This window comes from Pantoea sp. JZ29 (assembly GCF_035190385.1).
Lineage (GTDB): Bacteria > Pseudomonadota > Gammaproteobacteria > Enterobacterales > Enterobacteriaceae > Pantoea > Pantoea stewartii.
In genome coordinates this window covers 173,577-197,320 of sequence record NZ_CP045242.1, presented here as the reverse complement: position 1 = coordinate 197,320, position 23,744 = coordinate 173,577, and the positions used below count along the sequence as shown (strand labels likewise).

The window sequence follows — 23,744 nt, the reverse complement described above, 5'->3', positions numbered from 1 at the left end:
TTTGATCGCATAGCACGTTAGTCATTGCCGAAACGGGCGACGGTGCTTGCAGCAGCCAGCGCATGCCCTTTAAGTTTACTCAGCAGTTGATCATGCGTTAAACCGGCTTCAAGCGCAGACGGCGGCAGGTCTGTGGCAATAAGCACAAAGTTGTAGTGATGAAGCCCAGATCCCACAGGGGGACAAGGACCATAATAGTGCGCCGTACCCGGTGAATTTTTACCGCCGGTATAGCCTTTCCCCTGCGTCAGTTCGCCCTGAGCAAATGCGCTGCGTTCAGCGGCAATGTTGTACGCCACCATATGCGTAACCCCGAGCCCTTTTGCGCCAACAGGATCGGTCATCAGCAAGGCAAAGCTTTTTGTGCCCGCCGGTGTTTCGGACCAGTTGAGTTCAGGAGAAACATTCTGCCCGGTACAGGCTGGTTTAATTTTATCTGCGCCCGCGAACTTCTTATCCAGCACGCCATTATCACTAAAATCTTTTGACTGCAGCGTCAAAGCCAATGCCGCAGGACTCAAACAAATTAATAGCAGAGAAATCAGTTTATTCACCGGGTACTCCTGTGCGAAACCGTATTGAGAGGAGGTAAGCGTGAGGCACGTTGCCGTAAACAGTATATGTCGCAAAGCCTGGCTGTGCAGAAGCATGAGGCGCTATGAAAGCGAGGGCTGTCATTAGCCTGAAGGCTTACGGTAAGCGCGAGCATGCTGTTACATAATCGCCTGAACTTTCGACGATTTCAGCATGAAATCGCCAGCTCACCTTGTCTGCTCTACGGTTTACCTTCTTAGAAAGGCATTGTTTTTTTATTTACACAAAAGGTCTGATACTTGATCTAAGTCACAAAAAACCGCATGATCGTAACAAATCATGAATCAGGGATAAGGGCTCAAATGACACTTTATCAACACATGTTGGTTTTCTACGGCGTGGTTGCTTTTGTTGCCGCGCTCATTACGTTTTTTATCGCCCGCGACAAACTCAGCATTAAATTACTGAGTGCCTTTCTGGTGGGTGCAACCTGGCCGATGAGTTTCCCCGTCGCCCTTATGTTCGCGTTGTTTTAAGGCCTTTCTCCTGCCCGTGCCGGCTGGCTTTTCCTGATCGCTTTTCTCTCTGCCAGACGTTTCCCTGCACAAGCCTGCGTGATATCGCACCTGTTCCGCGCAGTCTGCTTTACATACGGACGCCATCCTTTTACAGATGGCGCGCGCCCTGCCTGCCGTAATCGGGATGCTTTTACCGCGCCGTTGCCCCCTCCTCCTGAGGTTGTTGTTTTGCCAGCGTACGTGCCAGTATCGTTGAATACAGCGGTGTACCGCCGAAATACTGTGCAGAGAGTGTCGCACCGAGACAGGTAATAATCATCGGCAGGATCAACTGATAATTGTTGGTCATCTCCAGTACCAGAATAATCCCGGTGAGCGGTGCCCGAACTGAAGCGGCAAACAAGGCGCCCATGCCTGCTACGGCAAACGTCGCGGCTTCAAGATGATAGGCTGGGAACAGGTTAACGCACAGTTGCCCCACGCAGGTACCCAGTAAGGTGCCCAGCGTCAGCATGGGGGCGAAAATGCCCCCTGGGGCGCCAGAGGCAAAACACAGTAGCGTGACGACCGCCCGCAATAAAAATAAGGACAGTAAGGCAATCGACGTATAGTTTCCTGCGGTAAAGTCGGGGATGAGCGTAATCCCGCCGGTTACGCCCTGGGGCAATATCAGCCCCAGTAAGCCACATAAGCCGCCCAATAACGCCCCACCCAGGACCCAGCGTGATGTTCGTCCCTGATGCAGCCTTTGAAACAGATCCTGAAGGGTAAATATCAGGCGATTAAAAGCGACGCCACAACCGCCAAATAAAATCCCCAGCAGTAAATATAACCAGAGCGTCTGGATCGGAGCGTCTTTTAACTGACCAATATTGATAATGGGCTGATTACCGTTCAGCGCAAGAAAAACGATGCTTGACGTACTGACGCCCACAAACACGGCTTTAATGGAGATAAGGCTAAAGCGGAACTGCAGGCGCATTTCTTCAATGATAAACAGAATGCCCGCCAGCGGTGCATTAAAGGCTGCGGCCAGACCTGATGCGGCCCCGGTAGCCAAAATAGTGTGGCGGGATTCAGAGGAGCGCATGCGAAAGATATCGAGGCACATGCGCCCGATGTTACCACCAATCTGAACCGTCGGGCCTTCACGACCCAGCACCATGCCAGAACCAATTGCGCCAAGTCCGCCAAAGAATTTAACCGGCAACACGCGCCACCAGCGCACTGGCCTCAGTTCTTCCAGCGCACCTTCGATTTCAGGAATGCCCGAACCGCCTGCTTCCGGCGCAAAGCGCCTGACAAGAAAATAGCCTGTCGCGGCCAGCACGGCGGAAAAAATAAAAGCGTAGCAGCCAAGAAGAAAGACATTATTTTCATGCTGGCTCAGCCAGTTGACCCGCGAATGAATCACCCAGCCCACGGCTTTATCAAACGCCACCGCGGTCAGGCCAGTCAGCACACCCACCAGCGCGGCCATCAGCAGCAACGCGGCCGGTGTTTTGTCTCGACGTATAATATATTGCAACAGACGAAGCCGACGAGGCCGAAAAATCCCGTGTCGGTTTGAAACAGAAGCGCGCATGCCTGACCTCAAATATCCTGCTGAAAACTGACGACCCAAATTAAATCGAGAGGTTAGCGTATTTGCAGCATTATTCCTCGCTTTTATTTATCTCTGGATTTTACTACGCCAGCAACGCCTGCTGTTCTGCCGCTCGCTACACGCGAAGAACATGATTTCAGGATGTGCACGGCAATTTTATCCATAAGCCATTGATTTGCGCCTGAAGGGCGCTCATCATCCTGCGCCATCATCGCTTATTCTGGAGTGAAACGTGTGACCACGCTGAGTAATGCCTTGCTGGAAGAGGTTCTTGAACAGGTTCGTCCCTTAATTCATCGCGGTAAGGTAGCCGATTATATTCCGGCACTGGCCGACGTGGCTGCCGATCATTTAGGTATTGCCGTCTGTCTGCGTGACGGCACAGTCTTTCAGGCGGGTGATGCTGAAACGCGCTTTTCCATCCAGTCGATTTCTAAAGTCCTCTCCTTAACTGTTGCACTGACGCGCTATGAGGATGCGGAGATCTGGCAACGCGTGGGTAAAGAGCCCTCAGGTCAGCCGTTCAATTCACTGGTTCAGCTTGAACTTGAGCAGGGAAAACCGCGTAATCCTTTTATTAACGCCGGCGCGCTGGTGATCTGTGATTTGCTTGAAACGCGTCTTACAGCACCGCGCCAGCGTATGCTTGAGATTATCCGTCAACTGAGCCAGCAACCTGATATTCAGTACGATCGTCATGTCGCGCGTTCAGAGTTTGAACACTCAGCCCGCAACGCGGCTATCGCCTGGTTAATGAAGTCATTTGGCAATTTTGACAATGACGTGACCAACGTGATGCAGACCTACTTTCACTACTGCTCATTGTCCATGAACTGTATTGAACTGGCCCGCAGTTTTATTTACCTGGCAAACCAGGGAAAAACGCTTGACGGCTCGGCGCTCATCACCTCCCGTCAGGCCCGGCAAATCAATGCCTTGATGATCACCAGTGGCATGTACGATGGGGCGGGTGAATTTGCCTGGCGTGTCGGCATGCCCGCAAAATCGGGCGTAGGTGGCGGTATTATTGCCGTGGTCCCGGGCGAAATGAGTATAGCGGTATGGTCACCCGGGCTGGACAGTGCAGGCAACTCGCTGGCAGGCACTGCCGCGCTGGAGTGCCTGACTGACAGGCTGGGCCGCTCAATATTCTGACTCAGCTGACAACATTTACAGGCCGGTTTTGCTCAAAGCCAGCCAGATTGACCATGATGCCTTGCAACAAATTGTGCATACCACTTTTGCTTGCCCAGGCAATATGCGGCGTGACAAGCAGATTCGGCACATCGGCCTGAAGCAGAGGATGATCGGCTGGCGGCGGCTCACTGCTCAGCACATCCAGTGCCGCTCCGGCTATCGTGCCCTGTTGCAATGCCTTCGCCAAATCAGCTTCATGAATCAGACCGCCACGCGCTGTGTTGATCAACAGCGCATGGGGTTGCATCTTATTCAGGGTTTCACTGTTAATCAGATGCCGGGTTTCTTCGCTCAGAGGACAATGCAGCGAGATCACATCGCTTGCGGCCAGCATCTCGTCAAAACTTACATAGCCCTCACGCACCCTGGTGCTGCCCCTGCGTTCGGCAAAGCACACCTTCATGCCGAGCGCCTGTGCCAGCCTGCCCACGGCGATACCAATGTCTCCTTTTCCCACAATGCCTAATGTTGCCCCCGCAATATCCTGAATCGTTGAACGGTGAAAACAAAAATGAGAAGAGGCAGGCCATACTTCACGCGTAAGCGTCGCGTATTCCACTATCTGGCGACGCAACGCAAAAATAAAGGCGATCACGCATTCTGAAACGCTTTGCGTTGAATAGCCGGGGATATTACTCACGACGATTCCACGTTCCCGACACGCCGGAATATCAATGCAATCAAAGCCCGTGGCGGTGACGCAGATATAGCGCAGGTCAGGAAGCTGCGCCAGCGTCGCCGCACGCAGCGGGACTTTATTGGTGATGGCAATGGTTGCGCCCTTTAACGCCTCAATAATCTCATTGTCATGCGTTTCTTCACGAAAACACCAGTCGCTGCACCAGTCAGGTTGAGAAGGAGGGACGGGCAGCGTGCCACCATCAAGCGTTACGATTTTCATGACGTATCCTTTATCACGTTTTGCGGATGAATAATGTTGCTCAAATGTATGGCAGCAGTAACAGATAAGTTATTCTTAATATCTAATTAAGTGAAGGTGTTCAAAAGGTGCTAATTTTTTGGGGCAAAAAGGCATTTCTTTTAACCCTAAACCCTCTGACGCGTTACACTGCCGCCTCTATCGTGTACCCGACTACCGCCGTTCAGATGATTAACGCCACCCATTATAATCGACAACGTTTTACCGCCTGTCTTGCGATACTGGCGGTGCTGCTGTTGTTCATTGCACCGATGGTATCCAAAAATCTGGCTGAAAATCGTGACGCGATGGCGATGTCCGACATGTCGATGCTGGATCAGCATAACGATATGATCATGGCCGACATGCCGATGGGGGATCACCATAGCGATATGGCCATGGGCGATCACAGCATGATGATGAGTGCCTGTGGTTACTGCGATCTGCTGGTCCATATCCCCTTTATGCTGTGGGTGTTTATTCCGTTCATCTGGTTAATGTGTTTAATTAGCCGGGCCCCACCGACTCCCGATACGTTTTGCCCTCTGTTACCGCGCCACAAGCGGGTTTACCGGCAGCGCGCCCCACCATTGCAAATGCGCGCCTCAGCTTAATGTGATCTTTTCTTCTTCGTCATCCACGAAGAAGAAAAGCCCGGTATTCTCGAAATATGGAATCGCTATGCGTGTTTCACAAGAAATAACATCGCCGCCGCGCGGCACGGTACTGAATGTTTTGCGCCGTTTGCATTTTTACATTGGCCTGTTTATTGCGCCGTTTATTTTTATTGCGGCATTAACCGGCACGCTTTATGTCCTGACGCCACAGATAGAAAACGTAATTTATAAAGATGCGTTAACCGCGGAGCCTGTCGGTGCCGCTCAGCCGCTGTCCGCTCAGATTGCTGCGGCGCGGCGATATGTTGGTGATGCGCGGATTTATGCGGTACGGCCTGCGCCCGGCGCTCATGACACCACTCGCGTGCAATTTACGGATGCACAGTCAGGCCCATCAGAGTCACGCTCTGTTTTCATCGATCCTTATACGCTTCGCGTCAAAGGTGATATGACCGTATACGGCACCAGCGGCGTGTTACCTCTGCGGATGTGGCTTGACCAGATGCATCGTGGACTGCTGCTGGGGGATGTTGGCCGCAACTACAGTGAACTCGCGGCGTCGTGGTTGTGGGTAGCGGCGCTGGGCGGGATCGTGTTGTGGTCTGGTACCCGGCCCCGGCGTCAGGTAAAAACGCGCAAGACGGGTTTTGCACTGACACGATACTGGCATATTACGCTGGGCCTGGTGTTATCTCTGGGGTTGATCTTTTTCTCCGTTACGGGATTGACCTGGTCGCAGTGGGCCGGGAGCAATATTGATAAAATGCGTAGCGATCTTGGCTGGCTGACACCGCAGGTCAGAACGGCGTTAAACGGGGCTGCACCCTCTGCGCCTGCCGATCCCCACGCCGATCATCATCCCGACATGGACGGCATGGTGATGGAGACTTCAATGCCGGGTCATCATGCCAGTATGCCCGCCGTATTCAATCAGCCGGACGCGGACTGGGACAGCGTTGAACACGCCGCGCGCCTGGCCGGTTTACACGCTGCCAAAATTGAGCTGCGCCAGCCCAAAAACCCTGACCAGGCCTGGACGGTCAGTGAGATAGATCGTCGCTGGCCGACGCAGGTCGACTCGGTATCCGTAAATCCGCATGACTTCAGCATTGTTGATCACGTTGAGTTTGCCCGTTTCCCGCTGGTCGCAAAACTTACGCGCTGGGGCGTGGATGCGCATATGGGCGTGCTGTTTGGCTTACCCAATCAGTTGCTTCTCGCGTTCTTTGGTTTTGGTTTGTGCGCCATGATCGTGCTCGGCTACCGCATGTGGTGGATTCGACGCCCGGCACTGCCGCAGGCCAATCCAGTGCAAACGCTGCTCGCGGCCTGGCTGGCGTTACCCCGCTATCTTCAGGGCTCAAGCCTGATTCTCGCCCTGGCTCTGGGTTATGCGTTGCCGCTGATGGGCGTCAGTTTAGTGGTCTTTGTGCTGCTGGATCTGCAACGCTGGCGTAAAGCGCAGCGTGCGGTACGCCAGGTGGTCGCTACGCCGGAAGATCAACAATCGCCGCTGGCGATTGTGCAGTCCCGTTTTGCAGTAAAGCGTAAAGAGATGCGCTATTTCCTGCGCAGTGTCGCCATTCTCGCCATTATTGTCGGAACGGTGATGGCTCGCGCCATGGTGAGTGGTGTAATTGAGCAATACAATATTCCGTTCAGCGACTGGACCGCGATGATGTATATCACGCAGGCCTTGATGATTTTGCTTTATACAACAGTGTTTACAGGCTTAATGTCCATTCCGCTCTGGTACTTCTTCCTGGGTGAAAGCGACGAGCAAGGTAAATAAACACTGTCGCCCGCTAAAAGCGGGCGACAGTGCTGTCAGGCATAATAACGTTTTGTCCGTTCAGTGATGATGGATAACATGGGCACGTTGTAGCGCATGTTTAAACTGCCGCACATCCTCGCGTAACCAGTGACGCTGCGTCAAAGGCAGATGCTCCAGCCCCTCAGGCAATGGTACCCCATATAACGCCCCACGATTGCAAAGCGCTCTGACCAGGCTTGTTTGCGAAATACCCAGATAGGTCGCCATTTCGGGTAATGTCATAAACTCTGCATGCATGTTCACCTCCCAACCTGTCGTTAATGCTGCATTTTTGTTCAATTCAGGGCGGTTCTTATTGATCTGCGTCATATACACGCATTAAACAGACGAAAGAGGGAGAAAGTTGCTAAGCTGGAAGTTCTCCTGAAGACAACATGAGAAGACCACGTGCAACGTTATGGATTGATGGTGCTTTTTCTTGTTTCCTGTTGGTCTCATGCTCACACATTTACGATGGGCAAACCTGTTCCGGCCGTTTCTGTCGCAGATAAAGGTGAAATGCAGTTACGCAACGGTCAAATTCACTACCAAACCTGGAACAGTCAGTCACTTACAGGAAAAGCCCGTTTACTTATTCATGTGGCTGGCCGGTTATCGGCTAAAGAGCAGTCCGCAGGCCTCATCAGCGCCATTCAGCAGGCCAGTCTGCCGGAAAAGACCTTTCAGACAACTACCATCGTTAATACCGACGATGCTCTGCCGGGCAGCAGTATTTTTGTGGTTAACAGCATTCGCTCCAGTAAAAAAGCGTCGCCGTGGCAGCAGTTCATCATTGACAGCAGTGGCCTTGCCCGCCATCGCTGGCAGCTTAAATCGGGCGGGGCGGCGGCAATTGTTCTTGACGCACAAGGCAATGTGCAATTTGCCAAAGACACTCCCCTGAGCGCGGATGACATTTCACAGATTATTTCGCTATTACGGGCGCTGACGCGCTGAAGAACGATCCAGGTGATTAAAGCCAGTCCGGCAGAGGGCAGTGACGGAGGTTGATGAATTTCCCCTCTTTTCTTAAAGCTCAACTAGTATTAATTATATGGGTTTAGCCCAATAAAAACTGAAAACCCGAACGGTAAAAAAACGGGTAGCCCTGCCAACGATGCTCTGGCAGTTAAAGTGTCTTTTAAAATGGCATCGCACGTTTTAGCGTTGTCGTAAATGTATCCGTTAATAAGGACAGCCCGAATGACGGTCTGCGCAAAAAAACACGTTCACCTTACTGGCATTTCGGCTGAGCAATTGCTGGCTGATATTGATAGCCGCCTTGATCAGTTACTGCCGGTTCAGGGTGAGCGGGATTGTGTGGGTGCCGCGATGCGTGAAGGCACGCTGGCACCGGGCAAACGTATTCGTCCGATGCTGCTGTTATTAACAGCGCGCGATCTTGGCTGTGCGATCAGTCACGGGGGATTACTGGATTTAGCCTGCGCGGTTGAAATGGTGCATGCTGCCTCGCTGATTCTGGATGATATGCCCTGCATGGACGATGCGCAGATGCGTCGGGGGCGTCCCACCATTCACACGCAGTACGGTGAACATGTGGCGATTCTGGCGGCGGTCGCTTTACTCAGCAAAGCGTTTGGGGTGATTGCCGAGGCTGAAGGTCTGACGCCGATAGCCAAAACTCGCGCGGTGTCGGAGCTGTCCACTGCGATTGGCATGCAGGGTCTGGTTCAGGGCCAGTTTAAGGACCTCTCGGAAGGCGATAAACCCCGCAGCGCCGATGCCATACTGCTAACCAATCAGTTTAAAACCAGCACGCTGTTTTGCGCGTCAACGCAAATGGCGTCCATTGCGGCCAACGCGTCCTGCGAAGCGCGTGAGAACCTGCATCGTTTCTCGCTCGATCTCGGTCAGGCCTTTCAGTTGCTTGACGATCTTACCGATGGCATGACCGATACCGGCAAAGACATCAATCAGGACGCAGGTAAATCAACGCTGGTCAATTTATTAGGCTCAGGCGCGGTCGAAGAACGCCTGCGACAGCATTTGCGCCTGGCCAGTGAACACCTTTCCGCGGCATGCCAAAACGGCCATTCCACCACCCAACTTTTTATTCAGGCCTGGTTTGACAAAAAACTCGCTGCCGTCAGTTAAGGATGCTGCATGAGCCATTTTGCGGTGATCGCACCGCCCTTTTTCAGCCATGTTCGCGCTCTGCAAAACCTTGCTCAGGAATTAGTGGTCCGCGGTCATCGTGTTACGTTTTTTCAGCAACATGACTGCAAAGCGCTGGTAACGGGCAGCGATATCGGATTCCAGACCGTCGGACTGCAAACGCATCCTCCCGGTTCCTTATCGCACCTGCTGCACCTGGCCGCGCACCCGCTCGGACCCTCGATGTTACGACTGATCAATGAAATGGCACGTACCAGCGATATGCTTTGCCGGGAACTGCCCGCCGCTTTTCATGCGTTGCAGATAGAGGGCGTGATCGTTGATCAAATGGAGCCGGCAGGTGCAGTAGTCGCAGAAGCGTCAGGCCTGCCGTTTGTTTCGGTGGCCTGCGCGCTGCCGCTCAACCGCGAACCGGGTTTGCCTCTGGCGGTGATGCCTTTCGAATACGGCACCAGCGATGCGGCTCGGGAACGCTATACCACCAGCGAAAAAATTTATGACTGGCTGATGCGACGTCACGATCGTGTGATCGCGCATCATGCATACAGAATGGGTTTAGCCCCGCGTGAAAAACTGCATCATTGTTTTTCTCCACTGGCACAAATCAGCCAGTTGATCCCCGAACTGGATTTTCCCCGCAAAGCGCTGCCCGACTGCTTTCATGCAGTGGGACCGTTACGGCAACCCCAGGGGACGCCGGGGTCAGCAACTTCTTATTTTCCGTCCCCGGACAAACCCCGTATTTTTGCCTCGCTGGGCACCCTGCAGGGGCATCGTTATGGCCTGTTCAGGACCATCGCCAAAGCCTGCGAAGAGGTGGATGCGCAGTTACTGTTGGCACACTGTGGCGGCCTCTCAGCCACGCAGGCAGGTGAACTGGCCCGGGGCGGGGACATTCAGGTTGTGGATTTTGCCGATCAATCCGCAGCACTTTCACAGGCACAGTTGACAATCACACATGGTGGGATGAATACGGTACTGGATGCTATTGCTTCCCGCACACCGCTACTGGCGCTGCCGCTGGCATTTGATCAACCTGGCGTGGCATCACGAATTGTTTATCATGGCATCGGCAAGCGTGCGTCTCGGTTTACCACCAGCCATGCGCTGGCGCGGCAGATTCGATCGCTGCTGACTAACACCGATTACCCGCAGCGTATGACAAAAATTCAGGCCGCATTGCGTCTGGCAGGCGGCACACCAGCCGCCGCCGATATTGTTGAACAGGCGATGCGGACCTGTCAGCCAGTACTCAGTGGGCAGGATTATGCAACCGCACTATGATCTCATTCTGGTCGGTGCCGGTCTGGCTAATGGCCTTATCGCGCTCCGGCTTCAGCAACAGCATCCGGATATGCGGATCTTGCTTATTGAGGCGGGTCCTGAGGCGGGAGGGAACCATACCTGGTCCTTTCACGAAGAGGATTTAACGCTGAATCAGCATCGCTGGATAGCGCCGCTTGTGGTCCATCACTGGCCCGACTACCAGGTTCGTTTCCCCCAACGCCGTCGCCATGTGAACAGTGGCTACTACTGCGTGACCTCCCGGCATTTCGCCGGGATACTCCGGCAACAGTTTGGACAACATTTATGGCTGCATACCGCGGTTTCAGCCGTTCATGCTGAATCGGTCCAGTTAGCGGATGGCCGGATTATTCATGCCAGTACAGTGATCGACGGACGGGGTTACACGCCTGATTCTGCACTACGCGTAGGATTCCAGGCATTTATCGGTCAGGAGTGGCAACTGAGCGCGCCGCATGGTTTATCGTCACCGATTATCATGGATGCAACGGTCGATCAGCAAAATGGCTACCGCTTTGTTTATACCCTGCCGCTTTCCGCAACCGCACTGCTGATCGAAGACACACACTACATTGACAAGGCTAATCTTCAGGCCGAACGGGCGCGTCAGAACATTCGCGATTATGCTGCGCGAGAGGGTTGGCCGTTACAGACGTTGCTGCGGGAAGAACAGGGTGCATTGCCCATTACGTTAACGGGCGATAATCGTCAGTTTTGGCAACAGCAACCACAAGCCTGTAGCGGATTACGCGCCGGGCTGTTTCATCCGACAACTGGCTACTCCCTACCGCTCGCGGTGGCACTGGCCGATCGTCTCAGCGCGCTGGATGTGTTTACCTCTACCTCTGTTCACCAGACGATTGCTCACTTTGCCCAGCAACGTTGGCAGCAACAGGGGTTTTTCCGCATGCTGAATCGCATGTTGTTTTTAGCCGGACCGGCCGAGTCACGCTGGCGTGTGATGCAGCGTTTCTATGGCTTACCCGAGGATTTGATTGCCCGCTTTTATGCGGGAAAACTCACCGTGATCGATCGGCTACGCATTCTGAGCGGCAAGCCGCCCGTTCCCGTTTTCGCGGCATTGCAGGCAATTATGACGACTCATCGTTGAAGAGCGACTACATGAAACCAACTACGGTAATTGGTGCGGGCTTTGGTGGCCTGGCACTGGCAATTCGTTTACAGGCCGCAGGTATTCCTGTTTTGCTGCTTGAGCAGCGCGACAAGCCGGGTGGCCGGGCTTATGTTTATCAGGAGCAGGGCTTTACTTTTGATGCAGGCCCTACCGTTATCACCGATCCCAGCGCAATTGAAGAACTGTTTGCTCTGGCCGGTAAACAGCTTAAGGATTACGTCGAGCTGTTGCCGGTCACGCCGTTTTATCGCCTGTGCTGGGAGTCCGGCAAGGTCTTCAATTACGATAACGACCAGGCCCAGTTAGAAGCGCAGATACAGCAGTTTAATCCGCGCGATGTTGCGGGTTATCGAGCGTTCCTTGACTATTCGCGTGCCGTATTCAATGAGGGCTATCTGAAGCTCGGCACTGTGCCTTTTTTATCGTTCAAAGACATGCTTCGGGCCGCACCCCAGCTGGCAAAGCTGCAGGCCTGGCGCAGCGTTTACAGTAAAGTTGCCGGCTACATTGAGGATGAGCATCTTCGGCAGGCGTTTTCTTTTCACTCGCTCTTAGTGGGGGGGAATCCGTTTGCAACCTCGTCCATTTATACGCTGATTCACGCGTTAGAACGGGAATGGGGCGTCTGGTTTCCACGCGGTGGAACCGGTGCGCTGGTCAATGGCATGATCAAGCTGTTTCAGGATCTGGGCGGCGAAGTCGTGCTTAACGCCCGGGTCAGTCATATGGAAACCGTTGGGGACAAGATTCAGGCCGTGCAGTTGGAAGATGGCAGACGGTTTGAAACCTGCGCGGTGGCGTCGAACGCTGATGTTGTACATACCTATCGCGATCTGCTGTCTCAGCATCCCGCAGCCGCTAAGCAGGCGAAAAAACTGCAATCCAAGCGTATGAGTAACTCACTGTTTGTACTCTATTTTGGTCTCAACCATCATCACGATCAGCTCGCCCATCATACCGTCTGTTTTGGGCCACGCTACCGTGAACTGATTCACGAAATTTTTAACCATGATGGTCTGGCTGAGGATTTTTCGCTTTATTTACACGCACCTTGTGTCACGGATCCGTCACTGGCACCGGAAGGTTGCGGCAGCTATTATGTGCTGGCGCCTGTTCCACACTTAGGCACGGCGAACCTCGACTGGGCGGTAGAAGGACCCCGACTGCGCGATCGTATTTTTGACTACCTTGAGCAACATTACATGCCTGGCTTGCGAAGCCAGTTGGTGACGCACCGTATGTTTACGCCGTTCGATTTCCGCGACGAGCTCAATGCCTGGCAAGGTTCGGCCTTCTCGGTTGAACCTATTCTGACCCAGAGCGCCTGGTTCCGACCACATAACCGCGATAAGCACATTGATAATCTTTATCTGGTTGGCGCAGGCACCCATCCCGGCGCGGGCATTCCCGGCGTAATCGGCTCGGCGAAGGCGACGGCAGGCTTAATGCTGGAGGACCTGATTTGACGAATACGTCATTACTGAATCATGCCGTCGAAACCATGGCGGTTGGCTCGAAAAGCTTTGCGACTGCATCGACGCTTTTCGACGCCAAAACCCGTCGCAGCGTGCTGATGCTTTACGCATGGTGCCGCCACTGCGACGACGTCATTGACGATCAAACACTGGGCTTTCATGCCGACCAGCCCTCTTCGCAGATGCCTGAGCAGCGCCTGCAGCAGCTTGAAATGAAAACGCGTCAGGCCTACGCCGGTTCGCAAATGCACGAGCCCGCTTTTGCCGCGTTTCAGGAAGTCGCGATGGCGCATGATATCGCTCCCGCCTACGCGTTCGACCATCTGGAAGGTTTTGCCATGGATGTGCGCGAAACGCGCTACCTGACACTGGACGATACGCTGCGTTATTGCTATCACGTCGCCGGTGTTGTGGGCCTGATGATGGCGCAAATTATGGGCGTTCGCGATAACGCCACGCTCGATCGCGCCTGCGATCTCGGGCTGGCTTTCCAGCTGACCAACATTGCGCGTGATATTGTCGACGATGCTCAGGTGGGCCGCTGTTATCTGCCTGAAAGCTGGCTGGAACAGGAAGGACTGACGAAAGCGAATTATGCTGCGCCAGAAAACCGGCAGGCCTTAAGCCGTATCGCCGGGCGACTGGTACGGGAAGCGGAACCCTATTACGTATCATCGATGGCCGGTCTGGCACAATTACCCTTACGCTCGGCCTGGGCCATCGCGACAGCGAAGCAGGTGTACCGTAAAATTGGCGTGAAAGTTGAACAGGCCGGTAAGCAGGCCTGGGATCATCGCCAGTCCACATCCACCGCCGAAAAATTAACGCTTTTGCTGACGGCATCCGGTCAGGCAGTTACTTCCCGGATGAAGACGTATCCACCCCGTCCTGCTCATCTCTGGCAGCGCCCGATCTAGCCGCATGCCTTTCTCTCAGCGTCGCCTGAAGTTTAGATAACGGTGGCGCGTACAGAAAACCAAAGGACACGCAGCCCTCTTTTCCCCTTACAGCATGATGCATGCGGTGGGCCATGTATAACCGTTTCAGGTAGCCTTTGCGCGGTATGTAGCGGAACGGCCAGCGCTGGTGTACCAGTCCGTCGTGGACCATAAAATACAGTAAGCCATAAGCGGTCATGCCTGCGCCAATCCACTGGAGCGGCCAGATTCCTGTACTGCCGAAGTAAATCAGGGCAATCGACACAATAGCGAATACCACGGCATAGAGATCGTTAACTTCAAATGCGCCTTTACGCGGTTCATGATGTGAAAGATGCCAGCCCCAACCCCAGCCATGCATGATGTATTTATGTGCCAGTGCAGCAACCACTTCCATGCCGACCACGGTGATAAACACGATCAGGGCATTCCAAATCCACAACATAATCTCTCCAGTACAGACGTCCGGCATCAAGCGTGAGGAGTTAATTTTAACAGAGATTAGCCCGTCTACTTACGGGAAAGAGAAAAGGCGCGCCAGAAAGGCGCACCTGGCATCAGAAATCCGCCTTCAGAACCACGCGGTAATTGGCTTTACCCGCGCGTACGTGCGCCAGCGCATCGTTAATTTTGGACATTGGGAAGTACTCTACCGTCGGGGCGATATCTGCACGACCAGCCAGCTTCAGCAGTGAACGTAACTGAGCCGGAGAGCCTGTTGACGAGCCAGTAACGGCACGGTCGCCCAGAATCAGACTAAAAGCCGGGACATCGAAAGGTTTCAGCACCGCGCCGACCGTATGGAACTTGCCGCGAGGAGCCAATGCCGCAAAGTACGGCTGCCAGTCAAGATCAACCGCGACAGTGCTGATAATCAGATCGAACTGACCGGCCAGCGCTTTCAGCGCCTCGGGATCGCGACTGTTCACCACATGGTCTGCCCCCATGTCGAGGATAGCCTGCTTTTTGCTTTCAGATGAACTGAACGCCGTTACTTCCGCCCCCATGGCATGCAGGATTTTAATGGCGATATGACCCAGTCCACCAATCCCGATCACACCAACCCGGCTCATCGCCGTGATGTTGTGCATCAGCAGAGGCTTAAATACCGTGATACCGCCGCAGAGCAGTGGGCCTGCCGTGGCAGGATCCAGTTTTTCCGGCAGCGGAATGACCCATTGCCAGTTAGCACGCAGCTTCTCAGCGAAACCGCCGTGGTTGCCGATGGTCGTCGTCGTACCCTGTGCACAGTTAACGTGATCGCCACTGATGCAGGGATCGCAGTGCTGGCAGCTCTTGGCCGTCCAGCCAATGCCCACGCGCTGACCAACTTTCAGCCCTTTATTTTTTGCACTGTCGCCCAGTGCGGCTACGCGTCCGATGACCTCATGACCAGCAACCACGGGATAAGCCGAAATTCCCCACTCGTTATCGATCATCGACAGGTCGGAGTGACAGACACCACAATACTCAACCTCGACTTCAACATCTTCAGCGTCCAACGGGCCGGGATCATAGTCGTAACGCTCCAGCGCTTGTCCCGCCTGCATGGCTGCGTAACTCTTAATTGTCATTCTGTACCTCTTTTAACGCGTTGATTTGGCAGTCAGCGTATTCGCAACGGTCACGAACTGACCACCGCCAAGATGATGTAATGTATGGAGCGCGGGATCCACGGCCTCGAAATGCCAGCGGCCGTCATAAAATACCCGGCTGTCAGCCGCCGCAGTGATCACCTCACCAAACAGCGTGTCATAGGCCTGTTGCGCTTCCGTTTCAGGCAGCAGACGGCACTCCATCCACGCGACACAGCTCTCTTCCAGCAACGGCACGCCATAGTGCGGACTTTCGTGTGCCTGAATAGCGAAGTCGACAAACTTGTCCTGATCGCGCCCGGACGTGCTGCCCACCGCATAAGCCATATCCACAAAACCCGCCGCCGGTACACAAATGCCAAATGCCCCACTGGCTTCAATGATCTCACGTGACAATGTGGATTTATCCACAACGATAGCCATTCTTGCTGGTGTGAACTCAACGGGTACCGACCAGGCTGCGGCCATGATGTTGCGGCGCTTTGACTGACTGTCGCGACTGGTAATTAACACCGTTGGACCGTGATTAAGCAGACGGCTTGCGTGTTCCAGCGCTACCGGACGAAAATGCGACATGCAGTGTTCCTCAGACCTGAACCAGGCATAAATGACGCGACTGAACCCCAATATCAGGGAATAAAGCGCGTTACCTTAGCGGCTTTTATTTCGCTTCAGTTTGCCGCTTTGTGCCTTAACGTTAAAAATAATGTTTAATATCATGATTTAACATTGATGAAATCTGATAGTGCTGGCCTTTAAAGCGAAACCGCCGGATAGCTAATTCTAGTTTGGTTTGGTTTGATGTGGGAGAAATGAGATTAATCCTTATCGGTTTAAAATAAGGTCTGCACTAGCAGAACCTGGCTAAGTTTGTCACAGTCATTGAAGCCAACTTTCATGCTTTACAACAGGAGCCGCTATGAACACTGAAACACTACGGGCAGAACCGCTTACCTGGGGTCATGGGCCTCATCTTTTTGAAGTTTTTATCGAGCCCACCTGCCCTTTCTCCGTTCGGGCTTTCAATAAGCTGGATGCGCTCCTGAGCCTGGTCGGAGAAGATAAGATGACGCTTAAAGTCCATCTTCAGTCCCAGCCCTGGCATATGTATTCCGGGGTTATTGTGCGCTATATTCTTGCCGCCTCAGTACAAGGTAAAGCGGCGGCTAAAGCCGTCCTCCAGGCGGTGGCCGATCACCGCGAAGCGTTTGAGTTCACTGACCACTGCCGTGGTCCTAACATGGACACCACGCCTAACCAACTCCTGGCACGGCTCAGGGATTACAGCGGCATTGATGCTTATGCGACTTTCGATCGCCCTGACTTACAAAATCTGGTGAAATGGCACTGTAAGTATGCCCGTCAGAACGGGATTCATGTTTCGCCAACCTTCATGATTAATGGTCTGGTCCAGCCCGATATCGGCAGCGGCGATTCGGTTGAACAGTGGGCAGAACGCCTTCTGGCCTGATATTCCCCTGCGATGCACACAAACTGAGTGGATAACCCATAAACGGACGTAATATTCCCATGACAATGAATGTGGAACAAATAAAGGCTAAATATCCTGGCGCACTGTCGTGGTCATTTGGCGATTCACCTGAGCTGGCGAATGAACTGGCGACCCTGGTCCTGACCGGGAAGAAAATTGCCACCTGCAGCTCGTTGCAGGGCTGGTACGACGACGACGTCAGGCCGCTGCCTGGCGGTTACAACATTATTTTAGATGGCGAGAAAAAACCGCTGTGCGTCGTCAGAACGACCGGGCTTTTTCTGACGCGCTTTGATCGCGTCACGCCGGAAATGGCCATGATGGAAGGAGAAGGCGACCTGAGTCTTGAATACTGGCAGCGTGAACATCAACGCTTCTTCCAGCGCAACGGCGGATTCAGTCCCGAAATGGAGCTGATCTTTGAAACCTTCCAGCTGGTGGAAGTCATCTGACAAACCGCCCGTTCGCGCCCGTATTACATCCGAACGGGCGTTTTCATTCCGGGGCAGCAGGCCGAATCAACGGTGCAGCGCCATTGACCATCACGGTCCCGGCGAAACACATAGGTGGCGCGCCGGGTCGTTTCAACATGGTTTTCCGGCTGACAGGGATAACGCAGCACGGTTTCCATGATCACCAGCGCCGTTTCCCCCCTCAATGACCGCCATTCTGCCCTGCTCAACCACCCGCTTATCCTGAACAATGGCCTTAAAAGCACGACGCATGGCGGCTTTGCGCGTTACCGTCATTCCCGGCTTTATCATCAGGCAGGCATCCTATGAATAGTGCTGCATCAATGCGTCGTAACCACGGGAAGTCATCGCCCTGTCGCATCGTCTGATAACCTGTAAAACAGGTAGCTCATTCATCAGCTCTTCCGCACACATTGCGGGTATGTTAAGTATATGCTTACCGATGTTAAAAGGAGTTAATCATGTTTAGTCATATGGTTGTTGGTACAGACGATATTGAACAGGCTAAAAAATTCTATGACGCCATTTTTGCCGTAATAGCGTGTGAAGAGCAGGGAATTGATGCCATAGGCCGCCCTTTTTATTCGAAAAATAACCAGCGTTTTATTGTCACTAAGCCCATTAATGGTCAACCCGCCACCTTTGCCAATGGCGGAACCATCGGCTTTGCGATGCCCTCATCTGACGCCGTCTTCCGCTGGCATCAGCAGGGTCTCGAAAACGGCGGAACCTCGGCTGAATCCCCACCGCATATCAGAGAAACCGATGGTCGCTGTGTCGCTTATCTCAGAGATCCCACCGGTAACAAGCTGTGTGCTTTTTACAATCCGTCATAGTGTATGACCGGTTCTGTACACGCAGCGAAAAAGCCTTGTAAACGGAGAGCCGTTGGATATTAATCTCGCTGGCTTTCTGCCTGCACTGTTGCCGATTGCGCTGTCACCTGGGGCGAGTTTCACTCTGGCGATGAACAGTGCACTTACATCAGGCTACAGAGGCTTGTTTAAAACACTGTTCGGCACTGCGCTGGGTATTTACACGCACGCGCTGCTGATTGGACTGGGGCTGTCGACGGCGCTGGTGGCGTCATCCACACTGTTCACCTGGTTAAAAATCGTGGGGGGCGTTTATTTACTGTGGCTTGGCGGACTGCTGTTTATCACCGGGATAAAGACAAAAACCTTTACGCTGAACGCTATGGACAGCGCGGTGACGATAAAAGGCGCCTGGCTGGCCAACGTCATTAACCCTAAAGCTATCCTGTTTTATCTGACGGTGGTTTCCCAGTTTACAGGCGACAGAACCGATTTGGCTGCCTTCCTGAGCCTGGCCACCGTGCACATTGTAGTGATGTGTCTCTGGCTCACGCTTATCAGCCAGCTACTGGTTTTTTCAGCGCAAAGCGTGAATCCCGTTGTTCTGAAACGCTATGTAAACATGGCAGGGGGCCTTTTGCTGATAGTGATTGCCGTACACAACCTGGTATCCTGATCGTCAGCTCAACGCGGTCATCATAACTTTCATTCATATCGGAAGGCAGGGGGAAACAGATGGTAGCCGTTCAGCAATGGTATAAAGACGATTATCTGATCACGACAGATCGCGCAAGGATGGATATTGAGGCGATTCATCGCTACTTACCCGCTCAACATGGGCAGCCGGTTGAAATATCGCGAATGGATGTGGCCGTACGTCTCTATCCAGTTGTTTGCGGCGTGTAACGTTCAGTGCCAGTCATTCTCGTACAAGGTCGAGTGCACTGAGTGTGTAGCGGCCTTCGCTGTTGCACTTAACAGCCTGGCGAAAGGTAACCATGATTTCGTAGTCTCGGGGCATCAATCTGCCCTTCAATTTTTGCTATGTGTAATTACAGTAATATCAGTACGTGATAATGATCAAGCCGCTACGGTTGGGAATTTGTAAAACCTATGAAAAATAATTATTTTTATTGACAAGACTTTTATCAAGACAATTTTCCGATTTACTTAATAAGTTAATAGCATTACATTGTACCTGGTTAAAAATTTCTCGTTAATCTCGCGTTTCATCAGTGACGATGAACCGTTAAAACAAACATGAAAGGACGTCGAAAAGGATAGAAGGATGTATTACAGGGAAGAGATAATAAATTATTTTCAAGCCAATAACATATTAGCTTCTAAATTAGATCGTGCGTTAACAGGTGTCATGGATTTAGTTTCAAACCAGATAGATACGATTGGCGCTGGTGCCAGGCGTGCGCTTTATTATACCTCGTGTTTTACCGATGAATATAACGATGTTTGCCAGCAGCAAAAAAACGAAGATGTTCGATTCAAAAATGGCGTCATTTATCTTTTGCGACATGAAAATATTGCTTATCAAATGCTAAAGATATATTTCGAAGAAATATTTAAGGATAAGACCTCCGAACAACTTGAACACATCAAGCAAAAGCTAATGACTGTTAACATACATATTGCCGCCAGCTCACTGACAAATGTTGGATTTGCTTTAGCAACAGCAACTTCTGTTGCAGCAGGCATGAATCTGAGTTTTCAACTCAGCGCGCTGGTGGGACGTAGGGCGGGACAGTTAGCCGGAGCGATTGGCATATATGGCATAGTCCAGAAAGCGGCAGATAGCGCATACCGTCTTCACGTGTCTAATCCGGTTTATTATTCAGCGCTATACACCCAAGAGCTCGAAATGATGTATTTCCTGATAGAACCTTTATTCGAGCGGGCGGAGGCATTTAATGCTCATTGGGCATCAGATAATAAAATTGCAGATATCATTACTAAGATGATTAGATAAATGACAAGTTTAACTAAAAGGGTTTTCAGCCGTATATTCAGATCATTAATTTCGGTTTATGGCCCGACAGCATTGACCATAGCATTTGCTGTCATTCAGGGCTTATTTTTCCCGAATAGTCCAATCTGGCTAATCCCCTTATTCTTTATATTCGTGATGGTTGGTTTATCAATATATGAAATTGTGAAGTTCAAACGAAAGCAATAACACAGATTTATAAGGAAATAATATGTCTACACCAGCTCATTTATGGCTTGAAGATGAAAACGGTTCGCCTATTATTGGTGGCTGTACAATGCCAATGCGTTTGGGTTCTATAGAGTTAAAAAATTTTTCTCACGCCGTGACAATTCCGGTTGATCCCAGCTGGGGAAAATTAACAGGAACACGTATTCACCGACCCATTACTGTAGTGAAAGAATTCGACAGAACTACACCCATTTTATATCGTGCCGTATGCCAGGGCCGTCCTATGAAGAAGGCTACGATTAAAATGTATCATATACTGGAGTCTGGTACAGAGGCCGAATATTTCAATATTATTTTAGAAAATGTCAAAATAACGACTATTTCGCCTTATCTTACACCTAATGGGATGAGCAGCACTCACCAGGAAACGCTGGAGATTCGATATGAAGCGATTACATGGAAATATATAGATGGCAATATTATCTTCCGCGACTCATGGAATGATCGCGCAACTGCTTAAATGAAAAAAGCCTGGTCTTGCCGGGCTTGCTGGTGTTGGCGTTAACATTCACATTAAAATCATGTTAAAAATTTTATCAAATAAGCCATTATTAATTTCCAGGCACTCATGCATCCAGCTTACATCCCTAACCATACATTTCTCCTTTTCATCATCCATTAACTCCCGGCATTAGTAATAAAAGTACACCGTGTTTGATGCTGTCTCTCATTGGCTGTTCCGATCAATTCGCCCTGATTGTCTGGAGAAGCAGACAGACGTGCTTAAGCCATTAATTGCTATAAGATATAAACTGATCTTGCCATTGAAAATGTTGGTGCACAACTAGCCAGTGCAATCTTCGGTCTCAATGCCACGCTGCAAAGCATCATCGCTGTTAACACCAGCGTTAGTTATCCTGCATGGTGGCAACATCAAATCCGGCGATATGGTTGGCCGCATCCATAGCGCGCTGCCGTATACGGACAACTTCAGGATCAAAATTGCATTTACCCTTTCTGGTTTAGAAAAATATTTAACGACATCTCTGTAAACGGTTATATAAATCATCTGCTTTTTGCGGTGGATACTGCAGCGTTTTTTCGAAAGCCAGCATGAAGGTGGTCGCGCGTTCGCGTTTCATCTGAGCCTGTTGATTCAGCTTATCGGCATGTTCATACCAGCCGGCCCGATTACGCCTGGACGATTACCCGACCCGATATCTATCAGGCCCGTCGTTCAGACCGGGCCTGATAAGCCTGCTTTTCCGTCAGATTTAGCGGTCGGCGATGATGGCCAGCCGCTCACAGCCACACGCCTCCAGTGCCTGCGCGGCCTGAGCGGCACGCATGCCGCTGGCGCAGACCAGAACAATGCGCTTATCCGCGGGCGGCTGCCAGCGGGCAATATCCTGTGGCAGTAGCCTCTCAGCATTCGTGCTGACGCTCACGGGGGCTTCATCCATCCCACGTAGCTCCACCACGCAGTCGTCTGGCGTCAACAAGGCAGGATCAATAAACGGAATCCCGGGTTTTTCCGGTTCCGGTGCCGCGTCAAAGCGGAACTGACGCAGCTGCCATGACACAAAATCACAGTTAATCATGCACCCTAACGGTGACGGCGACAGCGTTAGCAGTATGCTGAGCGCCATCTGAGCCTGCATTGCGCCTAAGGTGGCGACCGCCGGGCCTAAAACCCCCGCAGTGTTGCAGTTGCCTGATGCTTTGGGTAAACGGGGAAACAGCGCGCGATAGCTGGGCGCTCCGCCGCAGAATCCGCCAACATAGCCTTGTCTTCCCAGCACTGAGGCACTCACCAGGGGAATTCGTCGGGCATAGCAGTTGTCGGAGAGCAGATAGGTCACTGCAAAATTGTCTGCGGCGTCAATGACCAAATCAATCCCTGTCATTGCCGTATCGATAATGCTGGCACGCAGGGCATCAACATGCGGCTCGATGAGTATGTCAGGATTGCGTTGCGCCAGCGCACGCTGCGCGCAGAAAACCTTGGGCTCGCCAATGTCGGCAACGGTAAACAACGTCTGGCGATGCAAATTATGCAGCGTCACGACATCATGATCATACAGCCGAATATAGCCCACGCCGGCACCTGCGAGCAGGGGCAACAGGGTTGACGCGAGTCCACCCGCGCCCACGACCAGAACGCGGGCTGCAGCCAGCGCCTGCTGCCCCTCATCCCCGACTTCGGGCAACATAGTCTGTCTTTGATATCGCGACATTTTCGCTCCTTAACTGAACTGCGCCAGACCAAAAACGGGCGTGGAGGCGACCGCCATATCCCGACGTTCCATCATGCCGGCCAACCGCGCCTGATGTCCTGACTGAATGGCACTGGCAAACGCTCCCGCCATGCGTACCGGATCGTGGGATTTCGCGACGGCGGTATTCAGCAACACGGCATCAAAGCCCAGCTCCATCGCCTGCGCCGCCTGGCTGGGAGCACCGATCCCTGCGTCAATGATCAGCGGAACGTCTTTAAACCAGGCACGCATGGTGCGTAAACCGTCAATATTGCGTAGCCCCTGCCCCGAGCCAATGGGCGCGCCCCAGGGCATCAGCACCTGACAGCCCGCTTCCAGCAGTTTTTCGCCCACAATCAGATCTTCTGTGGTGTAAGGAAAAACATGAAAACCTTCGGCACATAAAATACGGGCGGCCTCCACCAGGGCGAAAGGATCCGGTTGCAGGGTATCCGCGTGCCCGATCACTTCCAGTTTGATCCACGGCGTGGCAAACAGTTCGCGCGCCATATGCGCCGTCGTGACGGCTTCCCTGACGGTATGGCAACCCGCCGTATTCGGTAACACGCGCTTATTAAGCGTTTTCAGTAAATCGCGAAAGGCCCCACCCTGATTTCCTTCCCGACGCAGACTGGCCGTGATGATATCCGCACCGGAGGCTACAACAGCCTGCTGAAGAATATCCGGTGAGGGATAACCGGCCGTGCCCAGTAAAAAACGGGACTCGCCCGTGTAGTCGTAAAACATG

General features: G+C 52.5%; 27 protein-coding genes and 1 pseudogene. 17 read left to right on the top strand and 11 right to left on the bottom strand.

The features are described 5' to 3' along the window. Positions 1-17: 17 nt before the first annotated feature. On the bottom strand, positions 18-554 hold the full coding sequence (locus GC090_RS20835) for a YbhB/YbcL family Raf kinase inhibitor-like protein (RefSeq protein WP_324021941.1): 537 nt from the start codon (positions 552-554) through the stop codon (positions 18-20). Between the two features lie 342 nt (positions 555-896). Here GC090_RS20835 and GC090_RS20830 point away from each other — a divergent pair, with 342 nt between their 5' ends. After that, complete coding sequence (locus GC090_RS20830) at positions 897-1,070, top strand: GhoT/OrtT family toxin (protein WP_006122059.1); 174 nt, start codon at positions 897-899, stop codon at positions 1,068-1,070. Between the two features lie 172 nt (positions 1,071-1,242). On the opposite strand, the gene clcA is transcribed toward GC090_RS20830, so the two are convergent. After that, on the bottom strand, positions 1,243-2,637 hold the full coding sequence (gene clcA / locus GC090_RS20825; protein ID WP_033742298.1) for a H(+)/Cl(-) exchange transporter ClcA: 1,395 nt from the start codon (positions 2,635-2,637) through the stop codon (positions 1,243-1,245). A gap of 83 nt (positions 2,638-2,720) precedes the next feature. After that, a complete protein-coding gene (locus tag GC090_RS20820) occupies positions 2,721-2,870 on the bottom strand; it encodes a hypothetical protein (protein ID WP_324021939.1) in 150 nt (49 codons plus the stop codon). Positions 2,871-2,892: 22 nt separating this feature from the next. On the opposite strand from GC090_RS20820, the gene glsB reads away from it, so the two are divergent. Beyond that, positions 2,893-3,813 carry a glutaminase B gene (glsB, locus tag GC090_RS20815; RefSeq protein WP_006122057.1) on the top strand — a complete coding sequence of 307 codons (921 nt, stop codon included), beginning with the start codon at positions 2,893-2,895 and terminating at the stop codon, positions 3,811-3,813. Position 3,814: 1 nt separating this feature from the next. Here the strand turns inward: glsB and GC090_RS20810 are convergent, their stop codons facing one another. Beyond that, positions 3,815-4,756, bottom strand: coding sequence for a D-2-hydroxyacid dehydrogenase (locus GC090_RS20810; protein ID WP_185200306.1), 942 nt, complete (start codon positions 4,754-4,756; stop codon positions 3,815-3,817). 206 nt (positions 4,757-4,962) lie between these two features. Between GC090_RS20810 and GC090_RS20805 the strand changes: the two genes are divergently transcribed. Then, entirely contained in the window at positions 4,963-5,388 is a 426-nt protein-coding gene (locus tag GC090_RS20805; RefSeq protein WP_006122055.1) for a DUF2946 domain-containing protein, read from the top strand. Positions 5,389-5,455: 67 nt separating this feature from the next. Continuing rightward, positions 5,456-7,183, top strand: coding sequence for a DUF2534 family protein (locus tag GC090_RS20800; protein ID WP_324021937.1), 1,728 nt, complete (start codon positions 5,456-5,458; stop codon positions 7,181-7,183). Positions 7,184-7,243: 60 nt separating this feature from the next. Here the strand turns inward: GC090_RS20800 and GC090_RS20795 are convergent, their stop codons facing one another. Further along, positions 7,244-7,462, bottom strand: coding sequence for a MerR family transcriptional regulator (locus GC090_RS20795; protein ID WP_033742609.1), 219 nt, complete (start codon positions 7,460-7,462; stop codon positions 7,244-7,246). Positions 7,463-7,612: 150 nt separating this feature from the next. Between GC090_RS20795 and GC090_RS20790 the strand changes: the two genes are divergently transcribed. The 6 genes from GC090_RS20790 to crtB all read left to right on the top strand — a co-directional run bounded on the left by GC090_RS20790 (position 7,613) and on the right by crtB (position 14,172). Then, positions 7,613-8,161, top strand: coding sequence for a YtfJ family protein (locus GC090_RS20790; RefSeq protein ID WP_324021935.1), 549 nt, complete (start codon positions 7,613-7,615; stop codon positions 8,159-8,161). A gap of 246 nt (positions 8,162-8,407) precedes the next feature. Further along, positions 8,408-9,319 carry a polyprenyl synthetase family protein gene (locus tag GC090_RS20785; RefSeq protein WP_033742307.1) on the top strand — a complete coding sequence of 304 codons (912 nt, stop codon included), beginning with the start codon at positions 8,408-8,410 and terminating at the stop codon, positions 9,317-9,319. Between the two features lie 9 nt (positions 9,320-9,328). Next, positions 9,329-10,624, top strand: coding sequence for a glycosyltransferase (locus GC090_RS20780; RefSeq protein WP_324021934.1), 1,296 nt, complete (start codon positions 9,329-9,331; stop codon positions 10,622-10,624). Beyond that, on the top strand, positions 10,608-11,756 hold the full coding sequence (gene crtY, locus GC090_RS20775) for a lycopene beta-cyclase CrtY (RefSeq protein WP_324021932.1): 1,149 nt from the start codon (positions 10,608-10,610) through the stop codon (positions 11,754-11,756). The genes GC090_RS20780 and crtY overlap by 17 nt, the downstream gene beginning before the upstream one ends. Before the next feature lie 11 nt (positions 11,757-11,767). Beyond that, entirely contained in the window at positions 11,768-13,246 is a 1,479-nt protein-coding gene (locus tag GC090_RS20770; RefSeq protein ID WP_006122048.1) for a phytoene desaturase, read from the top strand. After that, complete coding sequence (crtB, locus tag GC090_RS20765; protein WP_039339600.1) at positions 13,243-14,172, top strand: 15-cis-phytoene synthase CrtB; 930 nt, start codon at positions 13,243-13,245, stop codon at positions 14,170-14,172. The genes GC090_RS20770 and crtB overlap by 4 nt, the downstream gene beginning before the upstream one ends. Here the strand turns inward: crtB and GC090_RS20760 are convergent. The 3 genes from GC090_RS20760 to GC090_RS20750 all read right to left on the bottom strand — a co-directional run bounded on the left by GC090_RS20760 (position 14,111) and on the right by GC090_RS20750 (position 16,364). Then, entirely contained in the window at positions 14,111-14,638 is a 528-nt protein-coding gene (locus tag GC090_RS20760; protein WP_033742309.1) for a sterol desaturase family protein, read from the bottom strand. The two genes, crtB and GC090_RS20760, sit on opposite strands and share 62 nt — an antisense overlap. Before the next feature lie 112 nt (positions 14,639-14,750). Then, positions 14,751-15,767, bottom strand: a complete 1,017-nt coding sequence (gene ahr / locus GC090_RS20755) for an NADPH-dependent aldehyde reductase Ahr (RefSeq protein WP_006122045.1) — start codon at positions 15,765-15,767, stop codon at positions 14,751-14,753. Between the two features lie 12 nt (positions 15,768-15,779). Then, complete coding sequence (locus tag GC090_RS20750) at positions 15,780-16,364, bottom strand: flavin reductase family protein (protein WP_324021928.1); 585 nt, start codon at positions 16,362-16,364, stop codon at positions 15,780-15,782. Between the two features lie 343 nt (positions 16,365-16,707). Between GC090_RS20750 and GC090_RS20745 the strand changes: the two genes are divergently transcribed. Further along, positions 16,708-17,259 carry a DsbA family protein gene (locus GC090_RS20745; RefSeq protein ID WP_324021926.1) on the top strand — a complete coding sequence of 184 codons (552 nt, stop codon included), beginning with the start codon at positions 16,708-16,710 and terminating at the stop codon, positions 17,257-17,259. Between the two features lie 59 nt (positions 17,260-17,318). Further along, positions 17,319-17,732 (top strand): ASCH domain-containing protein, encoded by a 414-nt coding sequence (locus GC090_RS20740; RefSeq protein ID WP_006122042.1) that lies wholly within the window; start codon positions 17,319-17,321, stop codon positions 17,730-17,732. A gap of 23 nt (positions 17,733-17,755) precedes the next feature. Here the strand turns inward: GC090_RS20740 and GC090_RS20735 are convergent. Continuing rightward, positions 17,756-18,149, bottom strand: a pseudogene (locus tag GC090_RS20735) (YybH family protein). A 65-nt stretch (positions 18,150-18,214) separates the two neighbouring features. Here GC090_RS20735 and GC090_RS20730 point away from each other — a divergent pair. The 5 genes from GC090_RS20730 (at position 18,215) to GC090_RS20705 (ending at position 21,258) form a co-directional block, all read left to right on the top strand. Further along, entirely contained in the window at positions 18,215-18,589 is a 375-nt protein-coding gene (locus GC090_RS20730) for a VOC family protein (RefSeq protein WP_006122041.1), read from the top strand. 52 nt (positions 18,590-18,641) lie between these two features. Continuing rightward, the gene (locus tag GC090_RS20725) at positions 18,642-19,244 is read left to right on the top strand and encodes a LysE family translocator (protein ID WP_054634070.1); all 603 of its coding nucleotides are present in this window, start codon (positions 18,642-18,644) and stop codon (positions 19,242-19,244) included. A gap of 59 nt (positions 19,245-19,303) precedes the next feature. Then, entirely contained in the window at positions 19,304-19,474 is a 171-nt protein-coding gene (locus tag GC090_RS20720) for a hypothetical protein (RefSeq protein WP_324021923.1), read from the top strand. Positions 19,475-19,856: 382 nt separating this feature from the next. Beyond that, positions 19,857-20,549 carry a hypothetical protein gene (locus GC090_RS20715; RefSeq protein ID WP_205952979.1) on the top strand — a complete coding sequence of 231 codons (693 nt, stop codon included), beginning with the start codon at positions 19,857-19,859 and terminating at the stop codon, positions 20,547-20,549. Between the two features lie 229 nt (positions 20,550-20,778). Continuing rightward, entirely contained in the window at positions 20,779-21,258 is a 480-nt protein-coding gene (locus tag GC090_RS20705) for an Hcp family type VI secretion system effector (RefSeq protein ID WP_164483337.1), read from the top strand. 754 nt (positions 21,259-22,012) lie between these two features. On the opposite strand, the gene GC090_RS20700 is transcribed toward GC090_RS20705, so the two are convergent. Continuing rightward, on the bottom strand, positions 22,013-22,975 hold the full coding sequence (locus GC090_RS20700; protein ID WP_324021920.1) for a HesA/MoeB/ThiF family protein: 963 nt from the start codon (positions 22,973-22,975) through the stop codon (positions 22,013-22,015). A 9-nt stretch (positions 22,976-22,984) separates the two neighbouring features. Beyond that, positions 22,985-23,743, bottom strand: coding sequence for a thiazole synthase (locus GC090_RS20695; RefSeq protein ID WP_324021918.1), 759 nt, complete (start codon positions 23,741-23,743; stop codon positions 22,985-22,987). Position 23,744: the final 1 nt, after the last annotated feature.

What these genes read in the sequence shown, in the direction of transcription:
- GC090_RS20830 (WP_006122059.1), top strand. Translation starts at nt 897, where the DNA reads ATGACACTTTATCAACACATGTTGGTTTTCTACGGCGTGGTTGCTTTT.
- clcA (WP_033742298.1), bottom strand. Translation starts at nt 2,637, where the DNA reads ATGCGCGCTTCTGTTTCAAACCGACACGGGATTTTTCGGCCTCGTCGG.
- GC090_RS20820 (WP_324021939.1), bottom strand. Translation starts at nt 2,870, where the DNA reads ATGATGGCGCAGGATGATGAGCGCCCTTCAGGCGCAAATCAATGGCTT.
- GC090_RS20810 (WP_185200306.1), bottom strand. Translation starts at nt 4,756, where the DNA reads ATGAAAATCGTAACGCTTGATGGTGGCACGCTGCCCGTCCCTCCTTCT.
- GC090_RS20805 (WP_006122055.1), top strand. Translation starts at nt 4,963, where the DNA reads ATGATTAACGCCACCCATTATAATCGACAACGTTTTACCGCCTGTCTT.
- GC090_RS20800 (WP_324021937.1), top strand. Translation starts at nt 5,456, where the DNA reads ATGCGTGTTTCACAAGAAATAACATCGCCGCCGCGCGGCACGGTACTG.
- GC090_RS20795 (WP_033742609.1), bottom strand. Translation starts at nt 7,462, where the DNA reads ATGCATGCAGAGTTTATGACATTACCCGAAATGGCGACCTATCTGGGT.
- GC090_RS20785 (WP_033742307.1), top strand. Translation starts at nt 8,408, where the DNA reads ATGACGGTCTGCGCAAAAAAACACGTTCACCTTACTGGCATTTCGGCT.
- GC090_RS20780 (WP_324021934.1), top strand. Translation starts at nt 9,329, where the DNA reads ATGAGCCATTTTGCGGTGATCGCACCGCCCTTTTTCAGCCATGTTCGC.
- crtY (WP_324021932.1), top strand. Translation starts at nt 10,608, where the DNA reads ATGCAACCGCACTATGATCTCATTCTGGTCGGTGCCGGTCTGGCTAAT.
- GC090_RS20770 (WP_006122048.1), top strand. Translation starts at nt 11,768, where the DNA reads ATGAAACCAACTACGGTAATTGGTGCGGGCTTTGGTGGCCTGGCACTG.
- GC090_RS20760 (WP_033742309.1), bottom strand. Translation starts at nt 14,638, where the DNA reads ATGTTGTGGATTTGGAATGCCCTGATCGTGTTTATCACCGTGGTCGGC.
- ahr (WP_006122045.1), bottom strand. Translation starts at nt 15,767, where the DNA reads ATGACAATTAAGAGTTACGCAGCCATGCAGGCGGGACAAGCGCTGGAG.
- GC090_RS20750 (WP_324021928.1), bottom strand. Translation starts at nt 16,364, where the DNA reads ATGTCGCATTTTCGTCCGGTAGCGCTGGAACACGCAAGCCGTCTGCTT.
- GC090_RS20745 (WP_324021926.1), top strand. Translation starts at nt 16,708, where the DNA reads ATGAACACTGAAACACTACGGGCAGAACCGCTTACCTGGGGTCATGGG.
- GC090_RS20740 (WP_006122042.1), top strand. Translation starts at nt 17,319, where the DNA reads ATGACAATGAATGTGGAACAAATAAAGGCTAAATATCCTGGCGCACTG.
- GC090_RS20730 (WP_006122041.1), top strand. Translation starts at nt 18,215, where the DNA reads ATGTTTAGTCATATGGTTGTTGGTACAGACGATATTGAACAGGCTAAA.
- GC090_RS20720 (WP_324021923.1), top strand. Translation starts at nt 19,304, where the DNA reads ATGGTAGCCGTTCAGCAATGGTATAAAGACGATTATCTGATCACGACA.
- GC090_RS20715 (WP_205952979.1), top strand. Translation starts at nt 19,857, where the DNA reads ATGTATTACAGGGAAGAGATAATAAATTATTTTCAAGCCAATAACATA.
- GC090_RS20705 (WP_164483337.1), top strand. Translation starts at nt 20,779, where the DNA reads ATGTCTACACCAGCTCATTTATGGCTTGAAGATGAAAACGGTTCGCCT.
- GC090_RS20700 (WP_324021920.1), bottom strand. Translation starts at nt 22,975, where the DNA reads ATGTCGCGATATCAAAGACAGACTATGTTGCCCGAAGTCGGGGATGAG.
- GC090_RS20695 (WP_324021918.1), bottom strand. Translation starts at nt 23,743, where the DNA reads ATGTTTTACGACTACACGGGCGAGTCCCGTTTTTTACTGGGCACGGCC.